Source organism: Belliella filtrata (assembly GCF_022549775.1).
GTDB lineage: Bacteria > Bacteroidota > Bacteroidia > Cytophagales > Cyclobacteriaceae > Belliella > Belliella filtrata.
The window spans coordinates 23020-46359 of record NZ_JAKZGP010000003.1 but is presented as its reverse complement, the minus strand read 5'-3'; the positions used below and the strand labels follow the sequence as shown (position 1 = coordinate 46359).

Annotated in this window: 21 protein-coding genes; 15 read left to right on the top strand and 6 right to left on the bottom strand. The window is 38.3% G+C overall.

The features are described from left to right. Nucleotides 1-83 precede the first annotated feature (83 nt). Nucleotides 84-806 carry an alpha/beta fold hydrolase gene (locus tag MM239_RS02410; protein WP_241346295.1) on the bottom strand — a complete coding sequence of 241 codons (723 nt, stop codon included), beginning with the start codon at nucleotides 804-806 and terminating at the stop codon, nucleotides 84-86. A gap of 346 nt (nucleotides 807-1152) precedes the next feature. Here MM239_RS02410 and MM239_RS02405 point away from each other — a divergent pair, with 346 nt between their 5' ends. The 14 genes from MM239_RS02405 to hisB all read left to right on the top strand — a co-directional run bounded on the left by MM239_RS02405 (nucleotide 1153) and on the right by hisB (nucleotide 18813). Further along, a complete protein-coding gene (locus MM239_RS02405; protein WP_241346294.1) occupies nucleotides 1153-4395 on the top strand; it encodes a TonB-dependent receptor in 3243 nt (1080 codons plus the stop codon). Between the two features lie 392 nt (nucleotides 4396-4787). Beyond that, complete coding sequence (locus MM239_RS02400; RefSeq protein WP_241346293.1) at nucleotides 4788-6707, top strand: DUF3857 domain-containing protein; 1920 nt, start codon at nucleotides 4788-4790, stop codon at nucleotides 6705-6707. Between the two features lie 181 nt (nucleotides 6708-6888). Further along, the gene (locus tag MM239_RS02395) at nucleotides 6889-7839 is read left to right on the top strand and encodes an arginase (protein ID WP_241346291.1); all 951 of its coding nucleotides are present in this window, start codon (nucleotides 6889-6891) and stop codon (nucleotides 7837-7839) included. 96 nt (nucleotides 7840-7935) lie between these two features. Beyond that, a complete protein-coding gene (gene argS / locus MM239_RS02390; protein ID WP_241346289.1) occupies nucleotides 7936-9723 on the top strand; it encodes an arginine--tRNA ligase in 1788 nt (595 codons plus the stop codon). 80 nt (nucleotides 9724-9803) lie between these two features. Next, entirely contained in the window at nucleotides 9804-10388 is a 585-nt protein-coding gene (locus MM239_RS02385; protein ID WP_241346287.1) for a glutathione peroxidase, read from the top strand. A gap of 48 nt (nucleotides 10389-10436) precedes the next feature. Then, a complete protein-coding gene (locus MM239_RS02380; RefSeq protein ID WP_241346285.1) occupies nucleotides 10437-11351 on the top strand; it encodes a 1,4-dihydroxy-2-naphthoate polyprenyltransferase in 915 nt (304 codons plus the stop codon). A 68-nt stretch (nucleotides 11352-11419) separates the two neighbouring features. Then, nucleotides 11420-12265: a universal stress protein gene (locus MM239_RS02375; protein WP_241346283.1), complete on the top strand. Its 846-nt coding sequence runs from the start codon at nucleotides 11420-11422 to the stop codon at nucleotides 12263-12265. A 4-nt stretch (nucleotides 12266-12269) separates the two neighbouring features. Next, nucleotides 12270-12626: a translation initiation factor gene (locus tag MM239_RS02370; protein ID WP_241346281.1), complete on the top strand. Its 357-nt coding sequence runs from the start codon at nucleotides 12270-12272 to the stop codon at nucleotides 12624-12626. A gap of 72 nt (nucleotides 12627-12698) precedes the next feature. Further along, entirely contained in the window at nucleotides 12699-13388 is a 690-nt protein-coding gene (locus tag MM239_RS02365) for an SGNH/GDSL hydrolase family protein (protein ID WP_241346280.1), read from the top strand. Nucleotides 13389-13599: 211 nt separating this feature from the next. Continuing rightward, a complete protein-coding gene (locus MM239_RS02360) occupies nucleotides 13600-14178 on the top strand; it encodes a phosphatase PAP2 family protein (RefSeq protein WP_241346279.1) in 579 nt (192 codons plus the stop codon). A gap of 291 nt (nucleotides 14179-14469) precedes the next feature. Beyond that, on the top strand, nucleotides 14470-15330 hold the full coding sequence (hisG, locus tag MM239_RS02355; RefSeq protein WP_241346278.1) for an ATP phosphoribosyltransferase: 861 nt from the start codon (nucleotides 14470-14472) through the stop codon (nucleotides 15328-15330). A gap of 41 nt (nucleotides 15331-15371) precedes the next feature. Continuing rightward, nucleotides 15372-16670, top strand: a complete 1299-nt coding sequence (gene hisD, locus MM239_RS02350; protein WP_241346277.1) for a histidinol dehydrogenase — start codon at nucleotides 15372-15374, stop codon at nucleotides 16668-16670. Then, complete coding sequence (gene hisC / locus MM239_RS02345; protein WP_241346276.1) at nucleotides 16670-17722, top strand: histidinol-phosphate transaminase; 1053 nt, start codon at nucleotides 16670-16672, stop codon at nucleotides 17720-17722. Before hisD ends, hisC begins: the two co-directional genes overlap by 1 nt. Beyond that, nucleotides 17719-18813, top strand: a complete 1095-nt coding sequence (gene hisB, locus MM239_RS02340) for a bifunctional histidinol-phosphatase/imidazoleglycerol-phosphate dehydratase HisB (protein ID WP_241346275.1) — start codon at nucleotides 17719-17721, stop codon at nucleotides 18811-18813. Before hisC ends, hisB begins: the two co-directional genes overlap by 4 nt. Nucleotides 18814-18876: 63 nt before the next feature. On the opposite strand, the gene MM239_RS02335 is transcribed toward hisB, so the two are convergent. Both MM239_RS02335 and MM239_RS02330 read right to left on the bottom strand, forming a co-directional pair. Continuing rightward, on the bottom strand, nucleotides 18877-19452 hold the full coding sequence (locus MM239_RS02335; RefSeq protein WP_241346274.1) for a globin family protein: 576 nt from the start codon (nucleotides 19450-19452) through the stop codon (nucleotides 18877-18879). A gap of 23 nt (nucleotides 19453-19475) precedes the next feature. Then, entirely contained in the window at nucleotides 19476-19901 is a 426-nt protein-coding gene (locus tag MM239_RS02330) for a heavy-metal-associated domain-containing protein (protein WP_241346272.1), read from the bottom strand. Nucleotides 19902-20028: 127 nt separating this feature from the next. On the opposite strand from MM239_RS02330, the gene MM239_RS02325 reads away from it, so the two are divergent. Then, complete coding sequence (locus MM239_RS02325; RefSeq protein ID WP_241346270.1) at nucleotides 20029-20817, top strand: tetratricopeptide repeat protein; 789 nt, start codon at nucleotides 20029-20031, stop codon at nucleotides 20815-20817. A gap of 83 nt (nucleotides 20818-20900) precedes the next feature. On the opposite strand, the gene MM239_RS02320 is transcribed toward MM239_RS02325, so the two are convergent. The 3 genes from MM239_RS02320 to mltG are packed head-to-tail and all read right to left on the bottom strand — an operon-like array spanning nucleotide 20901 to nucleotide 23315. After that, nucleotides 20901-21854: a YihY/virulence factor BrkB family protein gene (locus tag MM239_RS02320; protein ID WP_241346268.1), complete on the bottom strand. Its 954-nt coding sequence runs from the start codon at nucleotides 21852-21854 to the stop codon at nucleotides 20901-20903. Between the two features lie 11 nt (nucleotides 21855-21865). Then, entirely contained in the window at nucleotides 21866-22270 is a 405-nt protein-coding gene (locus MM239_RS02315) for an acyl-CoA thioesterase (protein ID WP_241346266.1), read from the bottom strand. A 1-nt stretch (nucleotide 22271) separates the two neighbouring features. Then, a complete protein-coding gene (gene mltG / locus MM239_RS02310) occupies nucleotides 22272-23315 on the bottom strand; it encodes an endolytic transglycosylase MltG (protein ID WP_241346264.1) in 1044 nt (347 codons plus the stop codon). Between the last annotated feature and the right edge of the window lie 25 nt (nucleotides 23316-23340).

Below are 23340 nucleotides of genomic sequence, written 5' to 3'. Positions count from 1 at the left end.
TTGAATAGTGGGTTGAAAAGGGAACTTAGATCAAAAGACCTGAGCTCCCATAGATACTTAAGGCTGAAGTCAATTTATATTTTTCATATCTTTTTAGTATGATTTAAGCTAAAAATTTGTTGATCATTATTTTCTAATATGAATTTCTTTATCACTAAACTCAAATACAATGGGTTGTCTTTCATAAGTAAATGCCCGCAATTGTTAAAAACAATCACTTTACTTTTCTCTAAAAACTGTTTGTTGAATACTCCCAAACTTTCTCTACTCGCCAAAACATCATGCTCACCAAAAACAAAGAGAGTGACGGCTGCCAATTCTATATCGGATTGCCTTGGGTTCAAAAGAGAAATCTGATTTTTAATCAATACTTCCCAAAATACTCGCCTCATCACCAATCCACTCTTCTTCAAGTTAGACCTGGTCAACTTATCATACAGCTTCCCAATGAGCGCTTCTTTATCACGATTTAGATTTGGAAAGCTTAGAATAATTAAATTTTTAACCTTCTGCTCATGTTGTTTAGCAAACTGAATTGCTGTAAATGCTGAAACAGAATGTGCAATAATCGAAAATTCATTCAACATCAACTCCTCAACGATGAGCTCTAGATAATGAACCAAGTCGCTGTCTGACTGCTCTCTGACAACATCATAAGAAAATAATGGGATGTGGACAGAAAATGATTTTGATAAACGTTCTAAAACGTCTCCCCAGTCGGCAACACTTCCCCCCAGAAGCAAAATATCTGGCCCCTCACCCATTTGAGCGAATCTAAATTTTCTTCTTTTTGTTTTATTGTCCATTGTTCTCAAGAGGATTTTTTAATTAAACAGCTCACATGCCGTTTGGCCAAAGAATAGAAAATTAATTTCTTATTAACCACTCCATTTCGCCCTACATCACTTCAATTCCTATAGTGGCGTTACAAATGTAGCATGTTTTTTTAAATAAACATATATTTCCTATCTTTTTTATATGATTTGTAAAATTTACTCAAATTGGGGAATTTCAATTGGTCATTTTGGGGAAAAAATCCCCAAATAAAAATCCTCATTTTAGTCAAAAACAACACATACTGTTCAGAAAGGCACATTACAGGTTTTCGGCATCATATTCGAAAATCGAAAACCGTACTAAAATTCAATCTCTATGAACATCAGACTTTACATAAAACTCTTAGTTGTCTCACTAGTATTTGCACTTGGGAGTAACAGGAGTTACGCTCAAGGAGTAACCACAGGTAGTATGGGGGGCCTTATCACAGACGAAATGGGAGAACCTCTCCCCGGCGCAACAATCCAAGCCATACACACACCATCTGGCACACAATACAACATGGTAACCCAATCAAATGGCCGATACATTATCTCTGGTATGCGAACTGGAGGACCTTACAAAGTGGTAGTTTCTTTCATAGGTTTTGAGCCAATGGAGTACAACAACATCAGCCTTAGACTAGGTCAGCGCTACACCCTTAATGTTCAAATGGACGAGGATGGGATTGAAATGGAGGCCGTACAAGTTGAGGGATACAGAGATCCTTTACTCAATGATGAAAAGACTGGTGCCTCCACCACGATCAATCGAGAAGCCATCACCACAATGCCGACGCTTAGCCGAAGTGTCCAAGATTTTACCAGACTTACACCCCAATCATCAGGAGAGTCTTTTGCAGGTCAAGATCCAAAAGCCATCAATTTTTCCCTAGATGGTAGTGTTTTCAATAATTCATTTGGCTTATCTGGATCTATCCCTGGAGCTCCCACAGAGTCTACTCCTATATCCCTAGAAGCCATCGAAGAAATTCAAGTAAATATCGCTCCGTATGATGTCACACAAGGAGGATTTACTGGAGCTGCTATCAATGCCATCACCCGATCTGGGGACAATGAATTCCGGGGTTCCGCATTTATGAATAATAGAAACCAAAGATTGGTCGGGACAAATGCGCGAGGTACAGATGTAGTCACCGAAGACTTCAATGTACAGCAATATGGCTTTAGATTGGGAGGCCCTATTATCAAAAACAAGCTTTTCTTTTTTGTAAGTGCAGAATCCGAGCGTAGAAGTGATCCAAACTCCCCTTTCATAGCAGCTGGACCAGGGAGATCAGGTGCTAATGTAACCAGAGTACAACAGTCCGACATGGATGAATTAAGAGGTTTTTTGGTTGACAATTATGGATATGATCCTGGACTTTATGAAAACTACAATCTCCCGACCGTCTCAGATAAGTTTTTGATCAAACTAGATTATAACATAAGTGATAATCACAAGTTAAGTGCAAGATTCAATACTTTACTATCATCAAGGGAAAGACCTGTGGCTAACACCTCTTTGGGATTTGGAGGTAGAAATCAAAACCTTTTTTCTTTAAACTTTCAAAATTCAAACTACTTACTTAACGACGACATTTACTCCGGAATCATAGAATTACAATCGAATTTTGGCGGCAAATTTTCCAATGAACTAAGGTTTGGGCTAACTTCAAATAGAAACTCAAGAACATGGGGCGGAGGAGACTTTCCTATGGTAGATATTTTAGAAGGAGGAAGAAATTACATTTCTTTTGGTACGGATCTTTTGTCGCCAAATAGAGGCTTAGATTCAGACACATGGCAAATCCAAAACAATTTTACAGCCTATATGAATAACCACACCATCACAGCTGGTGTGAATTTCGAATACTTCAACTTCAACTATACCTTTACACCAACCTACTTCGGGCATTATGTATATAACTCCCTGGATGATTTTTACAGAGATGCTGCTGGAGAAGAAGTAGAATTGAGGAGATTTCAGCGTCAATTCTCCGCACTTCCAGGAGGAGGAGTACCCACTGCTGTCACCAATGCCTATATTGCCAGTGCATATATCCAAGATGAGATCAATGTAACCAACGACTTGAAAGTAACTTTGGGACTAAGACTTGATGTACCCTTTTATGGACAAACTGCAGAGAGAAATATAGCGGCGGAAAGTCTGAATTTTCAAAAACCTGATGGTGAACCAATAACCATCCAAACCAATCAATTACCAGAACCACAGTTCATGTGGAGTCCAAGGGTAGGTTTCAATTGGGATGTGATGGGAGATAGAAGTTTCCAAATCAGAGGTGGATCAGGGCTATTCTCAGGAAGGCCAATATATGTCAATATCTCCAATATGATCAATACAAATGGGATGCTTCAAGGGCAAATCAGAGAAGATAATACCACCAACTTTCCTTTCAATCCTGATGTAAACGCCTACATTCCAACAGCAGGAGGTCTACCTGACACCTACGATCTGGCTTACATAGATCCTGGCTTCAGAAACCCTCAAGTATGGCGCTCAAACATTGGGATTGACAAGGAGCTTTTCGGAGGTATAGTAGGAACATTTGAAGGGATCTATACCAGACAGGTTTCAGACCTACTCTTTTACGACTCTAATTTACGCCCATCTACTCGTAATCTTTCAGGTCCAGACAATAGACCTTTGTATGGCTTTTCAGATGAAGAAAATAGACTTAATCAAAATATCACCAACGCAGTAGTTCTGGACAATACTGATCAAGGATACTCCTACAGCCTTACATTTCAACTTCAAAAGAACTTCAACAATGGCCTACATGCCATGGCGGCTTATAACTACGCCGTAGCCAAAAATATGGTAGACGGGAACACCCAGCACTACTTATCCTATGAAAACATCGCTTCTGTCAGAGGTGGGAATTACCCAGAGCTTGGCTTCTCTTTAGATGATCAAAGACACAGGTTAATATCTTCTGTAGGGTATAGGAAAGAGTACAGCGATAAATTCGCAAGTTCTATTTCTTTGTTCTATGAATTGAGAAACCAAGGTGTAGCTTCTTATGTTTACAATACAGATGTCAATGGAGATCAAATCATTGGCAACGACCTTCTATTTGTACCTACCGAAGCGCAACTCGCCGAAATGCAATTTGAACCCATTACAGTCAATGGTACCACGTATTCTGCGTCAGATCAGAGGGCTGCTTTCAATCAATTTATTGAGCAAGATCCGCATTTGAGTGGAAGAAGAGGAAATTATGCACTTAGAAATGGGGTTCAATTCCCTGTGGTTGGAAGGCTAGACATCTCTTTCATGCAAGAGTTTTTTGTGAATGTCAAAGGAAAAAGAAACACTTTACAATTAAGGGCTGATATATTCAACTTCACAAACATGCTAAACAACAACTGGGGCGTTGGTCAAATAATCACCAATGAAACACCTATCGGGATAGTAGATATTGACCCTTCAACCAACATCCCAACCTATCAACTAAATCCAGCAAATGGAAGCCTTGTCTCTGACAGCTTCACACGCACAGCCAATATCGGAGATGTTTGGCAAATGCAATTGGGATTGAGGTATATCTTCAATTAGGGATAGATGAAAAACCCAAAAAAATAATACCGCTTAGGTGGCATTTTATTTAAAGCAAAACCCTGTCAGATTCAACTCTTTTATGGACTAAATTATCATATATAGTACCGTTCATAAACATGTTAAAATCTGACAGGACTTTTCTCAAGAGCATTCATCAATCATACTTTCTAGAAGTTTCACGATTTTTTATCTACAAACTTAAATTGATCACCATATATACACCCAAAATAGACCCCTGAAAAAACCACCCAACCACTCACCAAAATGCTGAAAAACAAGTTTTTACACAAGAAAGACAGTTCAAACTATTTTTATTTTTCACTGCCATCAAAAATTGCTTTTAATTCACTAAAAATCAATTAGTTTTGAGACATAATTTTATGCTCAAAATGAATCTATTTCTTAACACTCGAATCACCTTAATCATAGGTATCTCATGCTTCGTTCATGCTACGGGGTTTTCTCAACAAACTTTTAAGTTTGGCAAATATGATCTAGAAGAAATTGAGTTAGTAAACTGCTACTATGAACCTGATGCTGATGAAGTCATACTTTTTCATGTAGGTATTAGCAGCTTTGCTAATAATAGCCTACAAACTTATCACCATCTCCGAAAGAAGATCCTTAAAGAAGAAGGAAAAGACAAGGCAAATGTCATTTTAAGATTTTACCATGGAGACGATGCCATAGAATCAATTAAAATAGACAAAGCTCAACTCGTGAATTTTGAAAACGGTAAAGAGGTAATCTACAAGCTAAGTAAAAATGAAATCTTCGAAGCTAACCTACCCAATGGGTATAAAGAAATAAGAATGGCTTTCCCAAATACCAAAGAAGGCTCAATTATCGAATATACTTATGAAAAAACTGATAAATACCTGACATTCATAGATGGTTGGAGCTTTCAGTCCACATCTCCAACACTTTATTCGAGATATACTATTGGTATCCCAGAAGGGATGAATTACAACATGCTGACTCAAGGTGCAAAACTTACACAGTTAAGACCAAAACCTACCAGCAATGGCTATTACTACTGGGAACTTAATGATCTCCACTCGATCAAACCTGAACCCTTTCTAAGTAATGCGGTGGATTATGTAGAAAAAATTGAGTTTCAGCTTTCAAACTATCAAACTTTAAGCAATCCAGGTTATGGAGCACGCACTCAAGAGCTTGTCAATGTGCTTCACACATGGGAAAAAGCAGGTGATGAAATCCGATCGACCTCCAATTTTAACACATACCTAAAAACAAAAAAAGGTCAAGCCGTGATCCCGGGAGTTCCTTTAGATGATCTCAAAAGTATCTACTCTTATGTCCAAAACAACTTTGTAGCAACCTCAAAGAACGGAATACTACCTAGCAAAACCCAAAAGGACTTAATCAATTCTGGGTCAGGATCAAAAGCTGACATCAATTTACTATTATTAAGTATACTACAAAGTAATGACATAGAGGCATATCCAGTCCTAATCAGCAGCAAAGGAAATGGGAGAAGCAATTTGGTTAAGTACCCATTTATTTCTCAGTTCAATCAGCTAATAATAAAGGTAATCATCAATAATGAGCCAATATTCTTAGATGCTTCAGAACCAAATCTAAAAATTGGATATTTAAGCCTTGACAACCATGTAAATGAAGGATTTTTACTTGATCATAAAAAAAGCCATTTGACAGAAATAAACTTAAAACATAAATCTGGAATCAATTTACTTTCCAAAATATCCATAGACAAAAATGCTTATATATTTGAGCAAAACATCCGCATGTCTGATTATGAGGCGCTTCAATTTGACCATTATTATGAGGGCGATGAAGACGCCATTAAATCTGCATTAGCTAAAAACAATGAAGGTGAAATAAATTCTTTTTCCCACATTTCAGACGAGGAAATATTCAAAATTGATCTGAAATTCACACTATTAGAGGTTTTCGATACAATATCAACAATAACCTTTGTAACACCTTTGCAATTCAAAAAATTTGAAAATAACCCATTTCAACAAGAACACAGGGCTTTCCCAATTGATTTTAACCACTTATTTGCCGACCGATATTCAATAGTCTTACAACTTCCAGAAGGTTACGCTTTTGACCATAAGCCTGATAATCTTAATGTTAGCATGCAAGAAAAGGAAGTGTCATTTTCTTACAAAAGTGAGCAAAATGATAAAAAACTCACCTTAAATATTCTATTTGCAATTAACAATAAAATCATAATGCCATCGAAGTATGAAGAACTTAAAACAATTTTTGACCTAATTATCAATAAACTTAACGAGCCAATCGCAATAAAGAAGATCTAATTCTAAAAAATACACAATGACCATTTTCCTTGCCTCGAAAACATCAATTGCGTTAAACTGACTAGCAATAGCTTTTCATTTCAACTTAGCTTTAAATCTTGAAAATTGAGGGGGATTGACTACTTTTGCCTCGCTAATCACAAGCGCACAGGAGATAGACCCATATATTCCAACTTAAATTATGAGAAAAATCAAGTTAGTAGAAGTCCGTTCGGAAATAGCCGCAGGGACAAGAGGAGCAAGCTTAGGAATTGACGCACTTAAAATTGCAAGCCTGGACAAAAAATCTAATTTCTTCACCAGGTTTGACCCTATCAATGTTCCAGATGCCAACAATTTTTTGTGGAAAGGGAACAATCATCCGCATGCTAAATACATAGAAGGCGTATATCAGGTCCTAAAAAACGTATATAGCACAATCGAATCACTTCGCCTAGAGAAAAAATTTCCCATAGTACTGGCTGGAGATCATTCCACAGCTGCTGGAACCATCATGGGTATCAAAGCAGCAAGTCCAGAAAAGCGGCTTGGTGTGATTTGGATAGACGCACATGCTGATTTGCACACGCCATACACCACGCCTTCTGGCAATATGCACGGCATGCCTTTAGCTATGTGCATTCATACTGACAACTTGGATTGTCAAGTCAATGAGCCATCTGCTCAAACAGTTCAATACTGGAATAAGATCAAAAGTATAGGTGGGGACTCATCCAAAGTGGCCCCCGAAGACATTGTTTTTATCTCCGTCAGAGACACTGAAGAGCCAGAAGATCATATCATTGCCAAACATGGCATCAAAAACTTCACAACCAAAGAAGTACGTGAAAAAGGTGTAGAAACAATAGCCAAAGAAGCACTTGAGATTCTTAATGCCTGTGATCAAATTTACATTTCGTTTGATGTAGACAGCATGGACAGTTCGATTTCAGTCGGCACAGGCACCCCTGTACCTGACGGACTTACCGTCGAAGAAGCCATTGACCTCAATGTAGCGCTTATCAGAGATAAGCGAGTATGCTGTTGGGAAATCGTGGAAGTCAATCCTACCCTCGATACAGAAAACCTAATGGCAGAGAATGCATTTGAAGTCCTTGAGGCTACCACCAAATCACTTGTGGACAACTACTAAAAAAGCAACGTCATTTTACCAGAATGATTCCCAAATGCTTTCATTATCTTTGCCACACAAGTATATAAAATCAATCTGATATAAGATAAAATCGAGATGAGTTTAGAATTACAAATAATTCCATTGATCCAAAAAGGATTTAAAGAAATCTTTGATCACGAGGTATCCTTGGAAGAGCTAGCCCTACAACCTACCAGAAAAGAGTTCGAAGGAAGCTTTACTTTTGTCATGTTCCCATACCTGAAGGTCACCAAAATGGCCCCAGAAGCTAGTGGTAGCAAGCTTGGCGAATATTTGGTAGCACACAGTGAGCTCATTTCAGCATTCAATGTAGTCAAGGGTTTTTTAAACTTATCAGTCAATGAAAACTCATGGATTGATATTTTTCGTGAACGATACACCAATCCAAACTTAGGCCAGCTACCTTCCAATGGTCAAAAAGTACTGGTCGAATATTCGTCTCCAAACACCAACAAACCGCTACACCTTGGTCATTTGAGAAACAACTTTCTCGGCTTCTCAGTCGCAGAAATACTTAAGGCAAATGGCTATGAAGTCATCAAAGCCAACCTTGTCAATGATAGGGGTATACACATCTGCAAATCCATGGTGGCATACATACATTTTGGAAACGGTGAGACACCTTCTTCATCTGGGCTGAAAGGTGACCACTTAGCAGGCAAGTATTATGTGATTTTTGACAAAGAGTACAAAAAACAAATCAGCCAACTCATCCAGGAAGGACTATCTGAAGAAGACGCCAAGAAAAATGCTCCATTATTACTAGAAGCTCAAGAAATGCTTCGTAAATGGGAGGCCAACGATTCCGAAATTGTCTCCTTATGGAAACAAATGAATGAGTGGGTATATGAAGGATTTGACGCTACTTACACCAAAATGGGAGTAAATTTTGATAAATTCTATTATGAATCAGACACTTACTTATTGGGGAAAGACATCGTCGAAGAAGGCTTGGAAAAGGGTGTTTTCTTCAAAAAAGACAACAACTCTACATGGGTAGACCTAAGTGCGGAAGGCCTAGATGAAAAGCTTGTCTTGAGAGGTGACGGTACATCGGTATACATCACACAAGACATGGGAACTTGTGACCTGAAATTCAATGATTTCGGATTTGACAAATCGATCTATGTAGTCGGCAATGAGCAAGACTATCACTTCGATGTACTTTTCAAGATCATGAAAAAACTGGGTAGACCATACGGAGATGGGCTTTATCACCTTTCTTATGGCATGGTGGATCTTCCTACTGGGAAAATGAAATCAAGGGAAGGTACTGTAGTGGATGCTGACGATCTCATGCAGGAAATGATCGACACAGCTGAAACACACACCAAGGAATTGGGAAAAATCGAAGGGTTTTCAGAAGAAGAGGCCAAAAGTCTTTATGAAATATTAGGCATGGGAGCGCTTAAATATTTCCTTTTAAAAGTAGATCCTAAGAAGAGAATGCTTTTCAATCCAAAAGAATCCATAGAATTCCAAGGAAACACTGGACCTTTCATCCAATATTCGCATGCTCGAATTGCATCAATCCTAAGAAAGGCAGACCAAATTGGTGTGGATTATCAAAAAGGATTTGACAATTTAAGCAAACTAGAACCAGTAGAAAGAGACCTCATCATCACACTGAATGATTATGAGAAAAAAATAAAACAAGCAGCTGAGGATTTTTCACCTGCTACGATAGCCCAATATTTGTTCGATGTTGCCAAAGAGTACAACAGATTCTATGCGGAGTGCTCCATTTTCAACGAAGCGGACCAAGAAGTGCTAGCATTTCGAGTAGCACTTTCTTCACTCACAGCCAAAACAATCAAATCCGGAATGAAGTTATTAGGAATAAGTGTACCTGATAGAATGTAAGTCAAAGTTCAATTGTTGAGATTGATTGCAGAGAATTTTCTATAACTTGTACCAACAATTGAATGATCAAATTTATTCTTATGAAAAAACTATTAGCCTTCGCTATCCTTATTGCATTTGCTTGTACTTCAAGCGTTCAAAAAGCTGATCAAAATACAGCAGCAGTCACATTAGATCAAATGCTAATGGAGAAATCTATCTACGACTTTAAAATAAACGATATTGACGGAAACCCTGTGGATTTCAGCCAGTTCAAAGGGCAAAAACTACTCCTTGTCAACGTAGCGTCCAAATGTGGCTACACCCCTCAGTATGCAGACCTTCAAAAACTCCATGAAGAATACGGAGATAAAGTAACGATTCTAGGATTCCCAGCCAATAATTTTGGCGGTCAAGAGCCAGGAACCAACGAGGACATCAAGCAGTTTTGCAGCGCCAACTATGGCGTCACCTTCCAAATGTTCGACAAAGTATCGGTCAAAGGTGCTGATAAACACCCGCTTTACAGGTGGCTTTCTGACAAAGACCTCAATGGTTGGAACGATAAAGAACCTACTTGGAATTTTTGCAAATATTTGATTGATGAAAATGGTGAGTTGAAAAAATTCTTCGGGTCATCGGTAAATCCTATGGACGATGAAATCATTAACTTGGTCAATAGCTAAGCATCCATAAGAAAAGGCTAGTATTATTTCAGTAAAAAACAGATCATAGTGGAAACTACTCTTGGGAGTAAAAAACAAGCCTGGCTTCACGCTATAAGGCTTAGAACATTGCCTTTAGCTTTATCCAGTATATTGATGGGGTCTATATTGGCTGCGGTGCAAGAACAATTCAAGATTGAAGTATTCTTACTTGCAGCCTTAACGACCATCTTTCTACAAGTACTTTCCAACTTAGCAAATGATTACGGAGACAGCATCCATGGAGCCGATAGCCAATCAAGGCAAGGCCCCATTAGGGCTGTACAGTCGGGAATCATAAGCCTACCTGAAATGAAAAGAGCAATGATTTTGCTCGCAATTTTTTCTTTGGCAAGTGGACTGACCTTACTCTATTACAGCCTCCATGACTGGACGCTTTTCTTATTGTTTCTAGGTTTGGGGGTGCTGGCTATCGTAGCGGCCATCACTTACACCTCTGGTAAAAAACCCTACGGATACGCAGGCCTCGGTGACTTATCCGTATTTATCTTCTTTGGCTTGCTAGGTGTGTCAGGAACTTACTTCTTACACACACTGAGCTTTGACTGGATCAACTTCATCCCTGCTATATCTCTTGGCCTATTCAGTACAGCTGTACTGAATATCAACAATATTCGTGACATAGATTCAGACACCTTAGCTGGAAAAAAATCAATTCCTGTACGCATTGGCAAGCATTCAGCAGTAGCATACAACTGGTTTTTGATAATAGGAGGCAACATCCTTATTATCTGTTATGCAATAATTAGCAAGTCCCCATGGGCTTTACTTCCTTTGATCACCTTACCAATGATGCTTAAAATTGGTATCGGAGTGGCACGAGGAAAAGATGCTCCGATGATTGATCCTTTTTTGAAAAAAATGGCAATTTCAACTTTGTTTTGGACATTGAGCTTCGGTGCTGGTTGGTATTTTTTCAATTAATCTAGCATAGGTTTATCAAGATTTGCATAATTTTTGTAATTTCCTGAACCTAAACCAAAGCAATCACCATGAAAACCATACTCGTTCCTTTTGATTTTTCAGAACAAGCTGAAAATGCCTTTGAATTTGCCAAAGGGCTTGCCAAAAAGAAAGCTGCTCACCTGAAGCTTTTACATGTGTTAGAAACTCCAACCATGACATCCATGAATACCATGGGAACAGTAGATGCTGGCCCAGAAATAGACCAGATTTATGTTTTGGAATTAGTAGAAAAACGCAAACAACAATTGGCAGAGATTGAAGCAAAAACAAATGCTGAAGGATATAAATTTTCAACAAAACTAATTTTTGGAAACCCCTATGCAGGCATCACTAAAGAAGTGGTTGATTTCGATGCAAACCTCATCGTAATGGGCTCCAAGGGAAGTAGCGGAATAGAAGAACTTCTCATAGGAAGCAATACTGAGAAAGTAGTGAGAAACGCAAAATGTCCTGTCATTACAATCAAAGACCAGGTCTCAACTGATGATATAAAAAGAATAGTATTCGCAAGTGATTTCAATGATAATTCTATCAAGCTTGTCAATAAGTTAAAAACATTACAAAGTACTTTGGGAGCGGAGCTTTTTTTGGTAAAAATTAATACCCCTAGCCTATTCGAAAACAGCAGGATTTCCACCAAAAGTATGGAAGCATTTATCAAAGACCATCAATTTGAAAATGCTCACTTCTCTATTTATAACAGCGGGTCTGAAGAAGAGGGAATCAGAGATTATGCAGAAGATATAGATGCCGACATGATAGCTATGGCTACACATGGTCGTACAGGTTTTCTTCATTTGTTGGGTGGTAGTATAGCAGAAGATGTAGTGAACCATGCCAAGCGCCCAGTTTGGACATTCAAAGTAAAATAAGGAGATGGCAAAAAAGAAAAATAACGATTGGAAAAAAAGAGACGGAGTAGTGTACTCTACAAGTGATGACTTTGAATTTGACTTTGGAGAAGATGAAAACTCGGAGACATTACCTCCTCAAAAGCAAAACTTAAAAGTAATGCTTGACAAAAAAGCCAGAGGAGGTAAGCAAGTTACGCTGGTGGATGGTTTTCAAGGTTCTGAAGATGATCTTAAAGCGTTAGGTAAATTACTCAAAAACAAATGTGGTGTGGGCGGTAGTGCAAAAGATGGTGAAATATTGATACAAGGAGATCATAGAGACAAAGTATTGTCTATTTTGCTAGAAGCAGGTTATAAAGCTAAGAAATCAGGAGGCTAAAATTCACGCTCATTGGATAAGATGAAAACACTTTTCTCAACTAGACTTCTTTATTTTTTGGGATTAATTTACATGACTCCTTTTTTACCATTTCTAATGATCAAAGGTAAAAGATTGATTAAATCTATACCGAAGCTAAAACCTTGGAGTGAGTTTCAATCCGAAATCATAAGTAAAGGAAAAGAGAATGTGCTCATCATAGGTGAATCTACGGTAGCTGGAGTAGGTGCAAGTTCAGTTCAAGACACCATTTTTGGAAATATCCTCAAAGTACAAGCGAACAAATATAACATATACAATATTGGCAAGGTAGGTTTAAAAGCAGCTTACCTTACTAATTTCAAGCAAAAAAACAATGCAAAATTACCAATCAATTACAAGACAACCGTCATATTGATAGGGGCTAATGACTGTTTTGCTTTTACTAACCCCAACACATTTTTGTCAGGGATCAATATTTTTATAACTGAAATGAATGCAGAATATGTTTACATCTGTTCGATACCTCCAGTACACGAATTCCCCGCAATCCCAAAATTGATGAGGTTCTTCCTTAAAAACCAGCGCAATCTTTTAACCCGTCAATTGCAACAAATCGAAAAACACCACCCTAACCTGCATGTGATCAATCTTCCTCTTCAAGCGAACCCTGATTTTTTTTCAAAAGACGGAATTCACCCATCAGATCTTGCCTATGAAATGATGACTAGTGCCATCTGGACAAAAACTGAAAGTGTGGGAGAAAAAGGTGATCAAAACTGACCACCTTTTTACTGAAAAATTGAACCACAAACTAAACCTGTTTACCTTCTTGTGTAAGAGGTAACTTGTTCGAAAATTAAATACGAGTAAAAGATGTGTTTTGGATCATTTGATTTGAAAAACTTTCACTTATCCTCAAGAGATGAAATACAAAGCGCTTATCTTTGAAATGTTTAAAGATTGAGCTCTTGCTCGAATCAACATAGAGATAATGAATAATAAGCTTAGAAAAATTGCATTTTTGGTTTCTATCATTGGACATCCACTTTTGTTAGGCACCTTGTATGTCATCCTAATTTCTATTCGAGAACTTGATCCTAAGATAGCGATCGTCATTTCAGCTACAGTCATCTGTCTCATCACAGCACCGATTACCATACACAATTGGATCAAATCTAAGAAAGGTCAATACTCAAACTTCGATGTATCTGATAAAGAGCAAAGGAAAGGTTTCTACCCATTTAGCATAATGCTATTTGTCATTTGTTTTGGAACCTTTTACTTTCTTGAGCTACCCAAAGTAGTCCTTGTCACTACTTTCTTTTTCACCTTGATGCTGTTCATCATGGCTTTGGTCAACGAAAGCCTCAAAGCCTCTTTGCATATGGCCATAGCGATGTTTATTTTGGCAAAAATCCTTAGCATTTCTTGGCTCTATGGTGGTTCATTATTGGCATTTGTTTTCTTGATAGGATGGTCTAGGTGGTATTTAGGAAGACACAGCCAAGAGGAATTGCTGGTTGGAGCCATTGTTGGATGTCTGTGTGGCTGGCTAAGTTTGTTTTTCTAACCATTAAGATAGATTAAATTCTGTTTATCCAAAAAATTCTCAAAAACATTTCACCACAGTTGTAAGTTAAAATAGCATTCTTAACTTTGCACTCATCAATGAACAGCAATACGCTACATATCACTTCTTTTTCAAATGCACCACAAGCTGTGGCTGCTCATCATATCCACCATTCCTCTTAAGGAGGAACATTATTTACATATCGCCCAAGGTAGGCTGCATGACACATTTATTCAGCCATATTACCAAATCAAAAATTCTTATTGAAATACTAAAACGTATATTGCATACATGGAAAATATTATCCGTATAGCCGTACAGAAAAGCGGTAGATTGAGTGATGATTCACTAAGCCTTATCAAGGAGTGTGGCATCAAATTTTACAATGGCACAGGCAAGCTAAAATCAACCTCCACAAACTTCCCTATCGAATTCCTTTTTTTAAGAGATGATGATATTCCTGGCTATGTGGCTGATGGCGTCGCAGACTTAGGTATAGTTGGAGAAAATGAGTTAGTAGAAAAAGACAAAGATGTCAATGTCCTAAAAAAACTAGGCTTTTCGAAATGTCGACTTTCATTGGCTATTCCAAAAAGCGAATCTTATACAGGTATCGACTATTTTGAAGGAAAAAACATAGCAACCTCTTATCCAAAAATATTGGGAGACTATCTTCAATCAAAAAAAATAAGTGCTGCTATCCACGAAATCTCTGGTTCTGTAGAGATCGCACCTAGCATTGGTTTGGCTGAAGGTATCTGTGACATTGTGAGCTCTGGATCCACCTTGATGATGAATGGGCTCAAGGAAGTAGAAGAAATTTTCAAATCTGAAGCTGTACTAATCGCTAACAAGGATCTTAGCGAAGAAAAGGTGTCAATTGTAGACAAACTTCTTTTCAGAATGAATGCCGTTCAGACTGGCAAAAGCAACAAATACATACTCCTCAATGCGCCTAATGATTCTCTTGACAAGATTGTATCCATAATCCCAGGAATGAGAAGTCCCACAATTTTACCTTTAGCTCAAAAAGGCTGGTCATCCGTACATGCTGTCATTAGCGAAGATCAGTTTTGGGAAAATATTGAAGGTTTGCGTGCTGCTGGAGCAGAAGGTATCCTTGTAGTTCCCATTGAAAAAATGGTCCTTTAACCTTAATTGAAATCACTTGTAAAACCTGATCGATAGTCAAGATGAAAACATTAATCAATCCGGTAAAAGCTGAATGGAAATCTGCACTCGCCAGACCAGTTCAAAAGACCAAAGACATAGAGAAGATTGTAAAACCCATCCTTCGCAAAGTCAAAAGACAAGGAGATAAAGCACTCAAGAAATTTGCTCTTGAGTACGATCATGTCACCATCAAAGAACTCTTAGTCTCAAGAGAAGAAATTGCCGCTGCAAAATTGCTGGTTTCTGAAGAACTCAAAAGCGCCATCATATTGGCAAAGGATAACATAGAGAAGTTTCACAAAGCGCAACAAACTCCAGACGTTTCCATGGAAACTATGGATGGTGTCACATGCATGAGAAAATCAGTGGCTATCCAAAAGGTTGGGCTTTATATTCCTGGTGGAACTGCCCCGCTTTTCTCTACCGTCTTGATGCTCGGAGTCCCAGCCAACTTGGCTGGATGTGAAGAAATTGTACTTTGCACTCCTCCAAACAAAGAAGGAAGTATACATCCAGCTATATTATTTACAGCTGACTTGATAGGAATCGATAAAATAATCAAAGTTGGTGGTGCTCAAGCTATAGCTGCCATGACTTATGGCACAGAGACAGTTCCTGCTGTGGACAAAATATTTGGTCCTGGAAACCAATATGTAACTGCTGCAAAGCAGCTCGCAGTGAAAAAAGGGGTTTCCATTGACATGCCGGCAGGTCCATCAGAAGTATTGGTTTACGCTGACCAGTCTGCTATCCCGGCTTTCGTGGCAGCGGATTTATTGTCTCAAGCTGAGCATGGAGTAGATTCGCAAGTGATTTTGGTAGCTAGCTCAGAAAAAACTGCTCAAAAAGTGATCAAAGAAGTAGATAGTCAAGTTGAAAAATTAAGCAGAAAGGAGATCGCTAAAAAAGCGCTAGCAAACTCTGTCGCTGTCATCATGCCTAACCAAGACAAGGCCATTGACCTTATCAATGCTTATGCACCTGAACACTTAATCATCTGTGTAGAGGAACATGATGAAGAAGAAGTGGTTAGTAGAATCATCAATGCAGGTTCTGTATTCATAGGTAACTTCACACCAGAGTCTGCTGGAGACTATGCTTCTGGCACAAACCACACCCTCCCCACTTATGGCTACGCCAAAAGCTATAGTGGTGTATCCTTGGATAGCTTCACAAAAAAGATTACCTATCAAAAAATCAGCCCCAAAGGAATTCAAAACCTTGGTCCAACGATTGAAATCATGGCTGAAAACGAACTGCTGGAGGCTCACAAAAATGCTGTCACCTTACGCCTTAACTTCCTAAAAGAAAATCAATAATGGCTTTCAATTTAGAAAAGCTACTTAGACCTCACATCAGTAGCATCAAACCATACTCCTCTGCTAGAGACGAGTATTCTGGCAAAGCTGGAATATTCCTAGACGCCAACGAAAATCCATTTGGGTCTATGGCCAAAGGAAACCACAACCGCTACCCAGATCCTTACCAACTAGATATCAAGGAAAAATTATCCAAAGTAAAGCAAATACCAGCCAATCAGATATTCTTGGGAAATGGATCGGATGAAGCTATAGACCTGCTGATGCGTGCATTTTGTACACCGTCAGTAGACAACATCATCATACTCCCTCCTACTTACGGAATGTACGAAGTTAGCGCAGGCATCAATGACATCCTTATAAAGCGGGTAAATCTCACCGAAGATTTCCAACTCAAACCAAAAGAAATATTAGCAGAAGTGGATGAAAAGACTAAGCTTGTTTTCATCTGCTCTCCTAACAATCCAAGTGGAAACAAACTGAATCGTGCCGATATATACCATATCCTAAATCAATTCGACGGAATTGTCGTGGTAGATGAGGCATACATTGATTTCAGTGATGAACCAAGTTTTATTCAGGATTTAAAAAATTACCCAAACCTGCTCGTAATGCAGACATTTTCGAAGGCGTGGGGATTGGCATCTTTAAGGATAGGAATGGCTTTCGCCTCAGTAGAGATCATCAAAATTCTCAATTTAATAAAACCACCTTACAATATATCAGGATTGACGCAAGAGAAAGTGCTTGAAGCTTTAGATAACGTTAAAGACATCAAACAAATCGTAAATGATATTTTATCTGAACGTCACTATCTGGAGCAAGAAATCATCAAGTCACCCTTTGTGTCTCATGTCTTTCCTTCTCATGCGAATTTTATCCTTATCAAAGCGACAGAAGCAAGAAAAATCTATGAATTCCTAATAGAGCAGACTATAATCATCAGAGACAGATCTAAGGTCACCTTATGTGCAGATTGCCTCAGAATATCTGTTGGTACTAGAACCGAAAACAAAGCCTTCCTTCAGGCATTAAACCAATATCAAGCATGAAAAAAGTACTCTTCATAGATAGGGATGGGACGATCATTGTCGAGCCACCAGTAGATTTTCAAGTAGACAGTTTAGAAAAACTTGAGTTTTACCCACGCGCGCTCTCAAACTTGAGAAAAATCGCCGAAGAATGTGATTTCGAACTGGTCATGGTGACCAACCAAGACGGGTTAGGAACTTCATCCTTTCCAGAAGATACTTTCTGGCCAGCTCAAAATAAAATGATGAAAACACTCCAGGGTGAAGGCATCGTTTTTTCTCAAGTTCATATAGACAAATCTTTCGAGCATGAAAATCTCCCTACACGGAAGCCAGGAATAGGCATGCTTACGCAATATCAAAATGGCGATTATGATTTGGCTAACTCGTATGTGATAGGAGATAGAAAAACAGACGTTCAACTAGCAAAAAACCTTGGCGCAAAATCTATTTTTATAGGAGATTCATTTGAAGACGCTACTTTCAGTACCAAGTCTTGGGATGATATCTATCATTACCTCAGACTACCTGAAAGGACTGCATCTGTAGAAAGAACTACCTCTGAGACTGCAATCAATATCAGTCTGAACCTAGATGGTACTGGAAAATGTAATATCAGTACAGGGTTACACTTTTTTGATCACATGCTGGAGCAATTAGGCAAGCACGGTGGTACAGACCTAGACATCCAAGTAAAAGGAGATTTACACATAGATGAACATCACACAATCGAAGACACCGCATTGGCATTAGGTGAAGCATATCTCAAAGCACTTGGAGATAAAAAAGGTATCTATCGGTATGGCTTTCTTCTTCCCATGGATGATGTCTTGGCTCAGTGCGCTATTGACTTCGGAGGAAGACCTTGGATGGTATGGGATGCAGAATTCAAAAGAGAAAAAATCGGAGAAATGCCAACGGAAATGTTCTACCATTTTTTCAAATCATTCTCAGACACTGCCAAATGTAACTTGAATATCAAAGCAGAAGGCACTAATGAACATCATAAAATAGAAGCTATTTTCAAAGCCTTAGCAAGAGCTATCAAAATGGCTGTAAAAAGAGACCTATCCGCATTGAATCAACTCCCTAGTACAAAGGGAGTGCTTTGATACAAAACAAAAAAACCTGTTTGAAGAAATTTCAAACAGGTTTTTCTTTTTATTGATTTGCAATTATCTCTGAACGATTGGCTGTCTTACAGATTCTAGCAATTGTCCAACTGGCCCTAAAACTTCAGTAGAAGTAATACCAGCTTGAGCAGCTCCTTCCACTACAGCCTGAATAAACAAGTCATAATCTGCATTATTTACCCTTCCAGTCATCCTTGGATTTCTATCTGGATCATGGGCAGCTGCCATATCCAATCCTGAATAGGTGAAGTTTTTAGCTCCTGTAGCTTCAGCTAAAAACTCCGAGAAGTCCATAACCAAAGTATTCAACCCAGTAGTCGTACCACTACCAACTTCTGTCAAAAGCACACTGAAGTACGGCTGCAATGCATCATATTTCCCACCTTCATTTGTTGCGATAGTCAATACAGTATTGGTTACTACAGTTCTCAAATTCAAGAACCCTTGTTCTATCGTCTGACCCGAGTTTTGCGGATCAGCTACCCTTGTCTCTCCACCTAATTGTACAGCATAGAAAGATTCATCTACCATATCAGGCTCATCTTCACTGCTACATGCAGAGAACCCAATCATTGTTCCAATCAAAGCACTGGCTAACCAGTATTTCACATTTTTCATAATCATTAAAGTTTGGTTTTAGTTTAATTTTCAAAAGATTTTTGGAAGAATGCACCCAGTTTATAAGTAAGGGATTCTTCATTAAATGCAGGACAACTTTGCGCCAATGTTTCTTGTGAGGGTTGATAGACACTTGCCACCATGGATGTTTCTGACTTAAGCATTGCTGCGATATCATTAGGAGAAATCTCTTTATGATTGTACATGCAGATCACATGCCCTGAGTTCTTATTTACCCTTACCTCCTGTACCCCTTCAAGTTTATTCACTAAGTTCGTCATTTGAACAGCTTGAAGTGAATCCAAACTTTGATCAAAATCTATTCTGGTCAAAGCCAAGTGCGATATAGCACCAGGTTTAGGTCTGGTGACAGCATATATATGTACGGCTAGCGTAGTAACCAAAACAACTAATAGTAATGTGGTTCCAATTAGAATTCTCTTTAACATGATAAATTACTGTTTGATTATCGGCATTTACGAGTCTATGGTCACAATTGGATTTACAACTTTTTAAAAAGCAATAAAAAACTTTTATCATATCAGCTATTTTATTAGTTTTGAAAAAACTAATATCATGAGACATCTTTCTAAATTTCTAATAGTCTTGGCTTTAGGCCTTGGATCTTGTTTTGGAACATTCTCAGAAGGGGAGTTGCACTTCAGAAATGGAGACTATGATCAGGCAATTTCGGAGTTCTCTAAGACCCTATTTTTGAATGTGACTGATATCAAATCACTCCATTTGCGAGCCAGAGCATACGAAGAGTTAGAGAAATACGAAGATGCTTATGATGATTACAAAAGAATTTTGAGTATTGACCCAAATTATGGACAAGCCCATGCAGGCATAGGCAAGCTTTATTGGAAGCTTGAAGACTACAGGCAAGCAGAGAATCACCTTCTCAAAGCTGCGAAATATGAAGGGGATGATTTTGAAACAATATTTTTACTTGGACGTGCGATGCTTCAAAACAAGAACTTCAAAAGTGCTGATGAGTTTTTGGGATATGCCAAAGAGAAAAATCCTAAAGATGCTCGGGTTTACTTTTATCAGGGTATGGCACGATCAGCTATTGGAGATACATTCGGAGCGGCAGGTTCTTTCAACATGGCACTGGAATTAGACCCTGACAACTTGGTAACACTTTACAATCTAGGCATTGCTAATATGGCTACTGGAGAATTTCAATGGGCTTTGGAAGACTTTGAAAAGCTTCTCAAGAAGAACCCCAATCATGTAGATGCACTTGCAAGAAAAGGAATGTGCAAAAAAGTTCTAAAAGACCCCACTGGTTGCCAAGATCTTATTTTAGCTTCCAAAAGAGGCAGTCAAATAGCCAAAATGAATATGGAAGACTGCTAGAAATAAATGAATGTTTTTGGCATATTCTCATAATTCAAAGACAGACTAATTTTTTCAATCAAATTCGGTAAAGCTCACAGATTTTACAAGTTGTTCTTTAATGCCCTTGTCACTAGTTTTCGCTTAGCAGCTTTATCTAACGACACATTGATTTCAAAGCATACTAATATAATCAGGGATGTTATAAAAAGCCACAGCATTACAGCTAGCATGGTCCCTATCGAGCCGTATAGCCTGTTGTAGTTTGCGAAATTGTTCAGGTAAAATGAGAACAAGTAAAACCCAAGTGAAATCAATAACCCAGCTGTAATTGACCCAGCTGAAAAAAACCTCCACTTATCATGCACTGCTGGTGCAAACCTGAAAATAAATGAAGTCGCTACCATAAATACGGTGAGTAACACAAAGAACCTGAAGAAAGCCAAAAGGTAATAATACACATTACTCGAAACGATTTCCCAATCAGAGATTGTATAAAGCATGCTGCTTCCCAAAATCATGATCACCACTGCGCCACATAATGTCAGTACCAAAACCAAAATAATCCCTACAGCTATCATTCTGGTCTGAAAAAATTTTCTGTTTTCTTTCGTTCTATAGACTGCGTTGAAAGCGTTCATCAAGGACATCACCCCATTGGTTGCAAGAAATAATGCTAAGAAAAAACCCAAAGACAACAAACTTTGCCTTGGCTTGCTGACAATATCCAAAAATGTAGCTTCTGCCTCACTATAAATGCTTGGAGGGATGATTTCCTCAATGAACAAAAGGATATTTTGTGTGGTAACATTGGTAAAAAATATACCGATATAGGGAATCATATTCAACAAAAACAACAACAAAGGAAACATTGCTATCGTAAAGCTAAATGCCACGGAACCTGCACGTTCTATGATTTCATCTTTTCTAATCTGATCCAAAAATATCTTACCTACATCATATACATTTTGGTCTGGGTTTCCAAAATGAAACGATCTAAGCTTTTTCGCTTTTCGGATCAGCCTAAAGGACAATAATCTTAGTCTGCTCTTTACCAAAAGTTCTAAATTTAAAAATATGGTTTTAAAATATCCAACAAATATTGTGGCGGCCTACTTGGCCTATGAGAATCGGTTTTCAGAAATGTCAGTATCGTTTTACCTATAGTGATCAGCTCCATTGATTCATTAAATACTTCATACTCGAAAGTAATCCTTACTCCAGGCAATTGAGGAATTTTTACTTTGATAGTAAGTAACTCGTCATATTTACCTGGTCGAAGATACTTCGTCTCTTGCTCTAGCACAGGCATCATCACGCCATTTTCTTCCATTTCTTTATATGAAAAGCCAACTGATCGTAGTGCCTCTACCCTACCCACTTCAAAATACATGGCATAATTACCATAGTACACATACCCCATTTGATCAGTTTCTGCATACCTTACCCTTACTTTTGTTTCTGAGATAAACATCTTAATAGATTTTTGCTTTATTCAAGGCCTGTTGATACTTTCTTGCATTGACAAGATGTTCATTGAAGTTTGTTGCAAAAGCATGATATCCTGAAAAGTCATCCTTAGCGCAAAAATACAAGTAATCATGATCTTGATAATTCAAAACTGCATCTAAAGCGGAAATTTCTGGCAAATTGATCGGTCCTGGAGGCAAACCTGCATATTTATAAGTATTGTACGGACTATCTAATTCCTTATGCACATTCAGTACCCTTTTGAGACTAAAGTCACCCGTCGCAAATACTAACGTGGGATCTGCCTGCAACAACATATTAAGCCTAAGTCTATTCAGGTAAACACCAGCTACTTTTGGTCTCTCATCGGCCTTTTGCGTTTCAGCTTGTACAATTGATGCCAAAGTAGACACTTCCACTTGACTCAAGCCTAACTCTTCGGCTTTTTGCTTTCTTTCTGACGACCAAAACTTCTCATACTCTTTATGCATCTTGTCAAAAAGATTTTCAGGGCTAGTGTTCCACCACACCTCATAGGTATTTGGTATGAACATAGACATAATTGTCTCTGCTTCAAACCCAAATTTTCTGATATTCACTGAATCCTCTAAGAGGTTAAGAAATGACCTTTTATCCATTTCTAGGTTTTTAGCGATCTTTTCTGCCAAGTCCTCCTTTGTCCTTATATTGTTAAATGTCAATCGCACAGGTGTTTGAGCGCCTGATCTGAGTAACTTGACTAAATTCAAATTGTTCATTCTAGGTTCAATTTTATAAAGACCAGGCTTCACTTGATCCTGATAGCCTAGGACTTTTGAAACAAAGCTAAAAGTTATAATATCATGAATTGCTTCAGTTTTATACAAGCTATCTGACACAGCTTGAAAATTTGCCCCACTCGATATTCGTAGCATATATGGCTCATCTTTCTCCAAAAGGGCATTTGGACTGAAAAATGCCTGATAGAAATAAAACGACAAGGATGTCAGCAATACTGAGAAAGTGATCACTCCGATGAGGTAGTACTTCGTTTTCTTATCTTCAAACATATTTTTTGTTAATTCTCTTTGATAA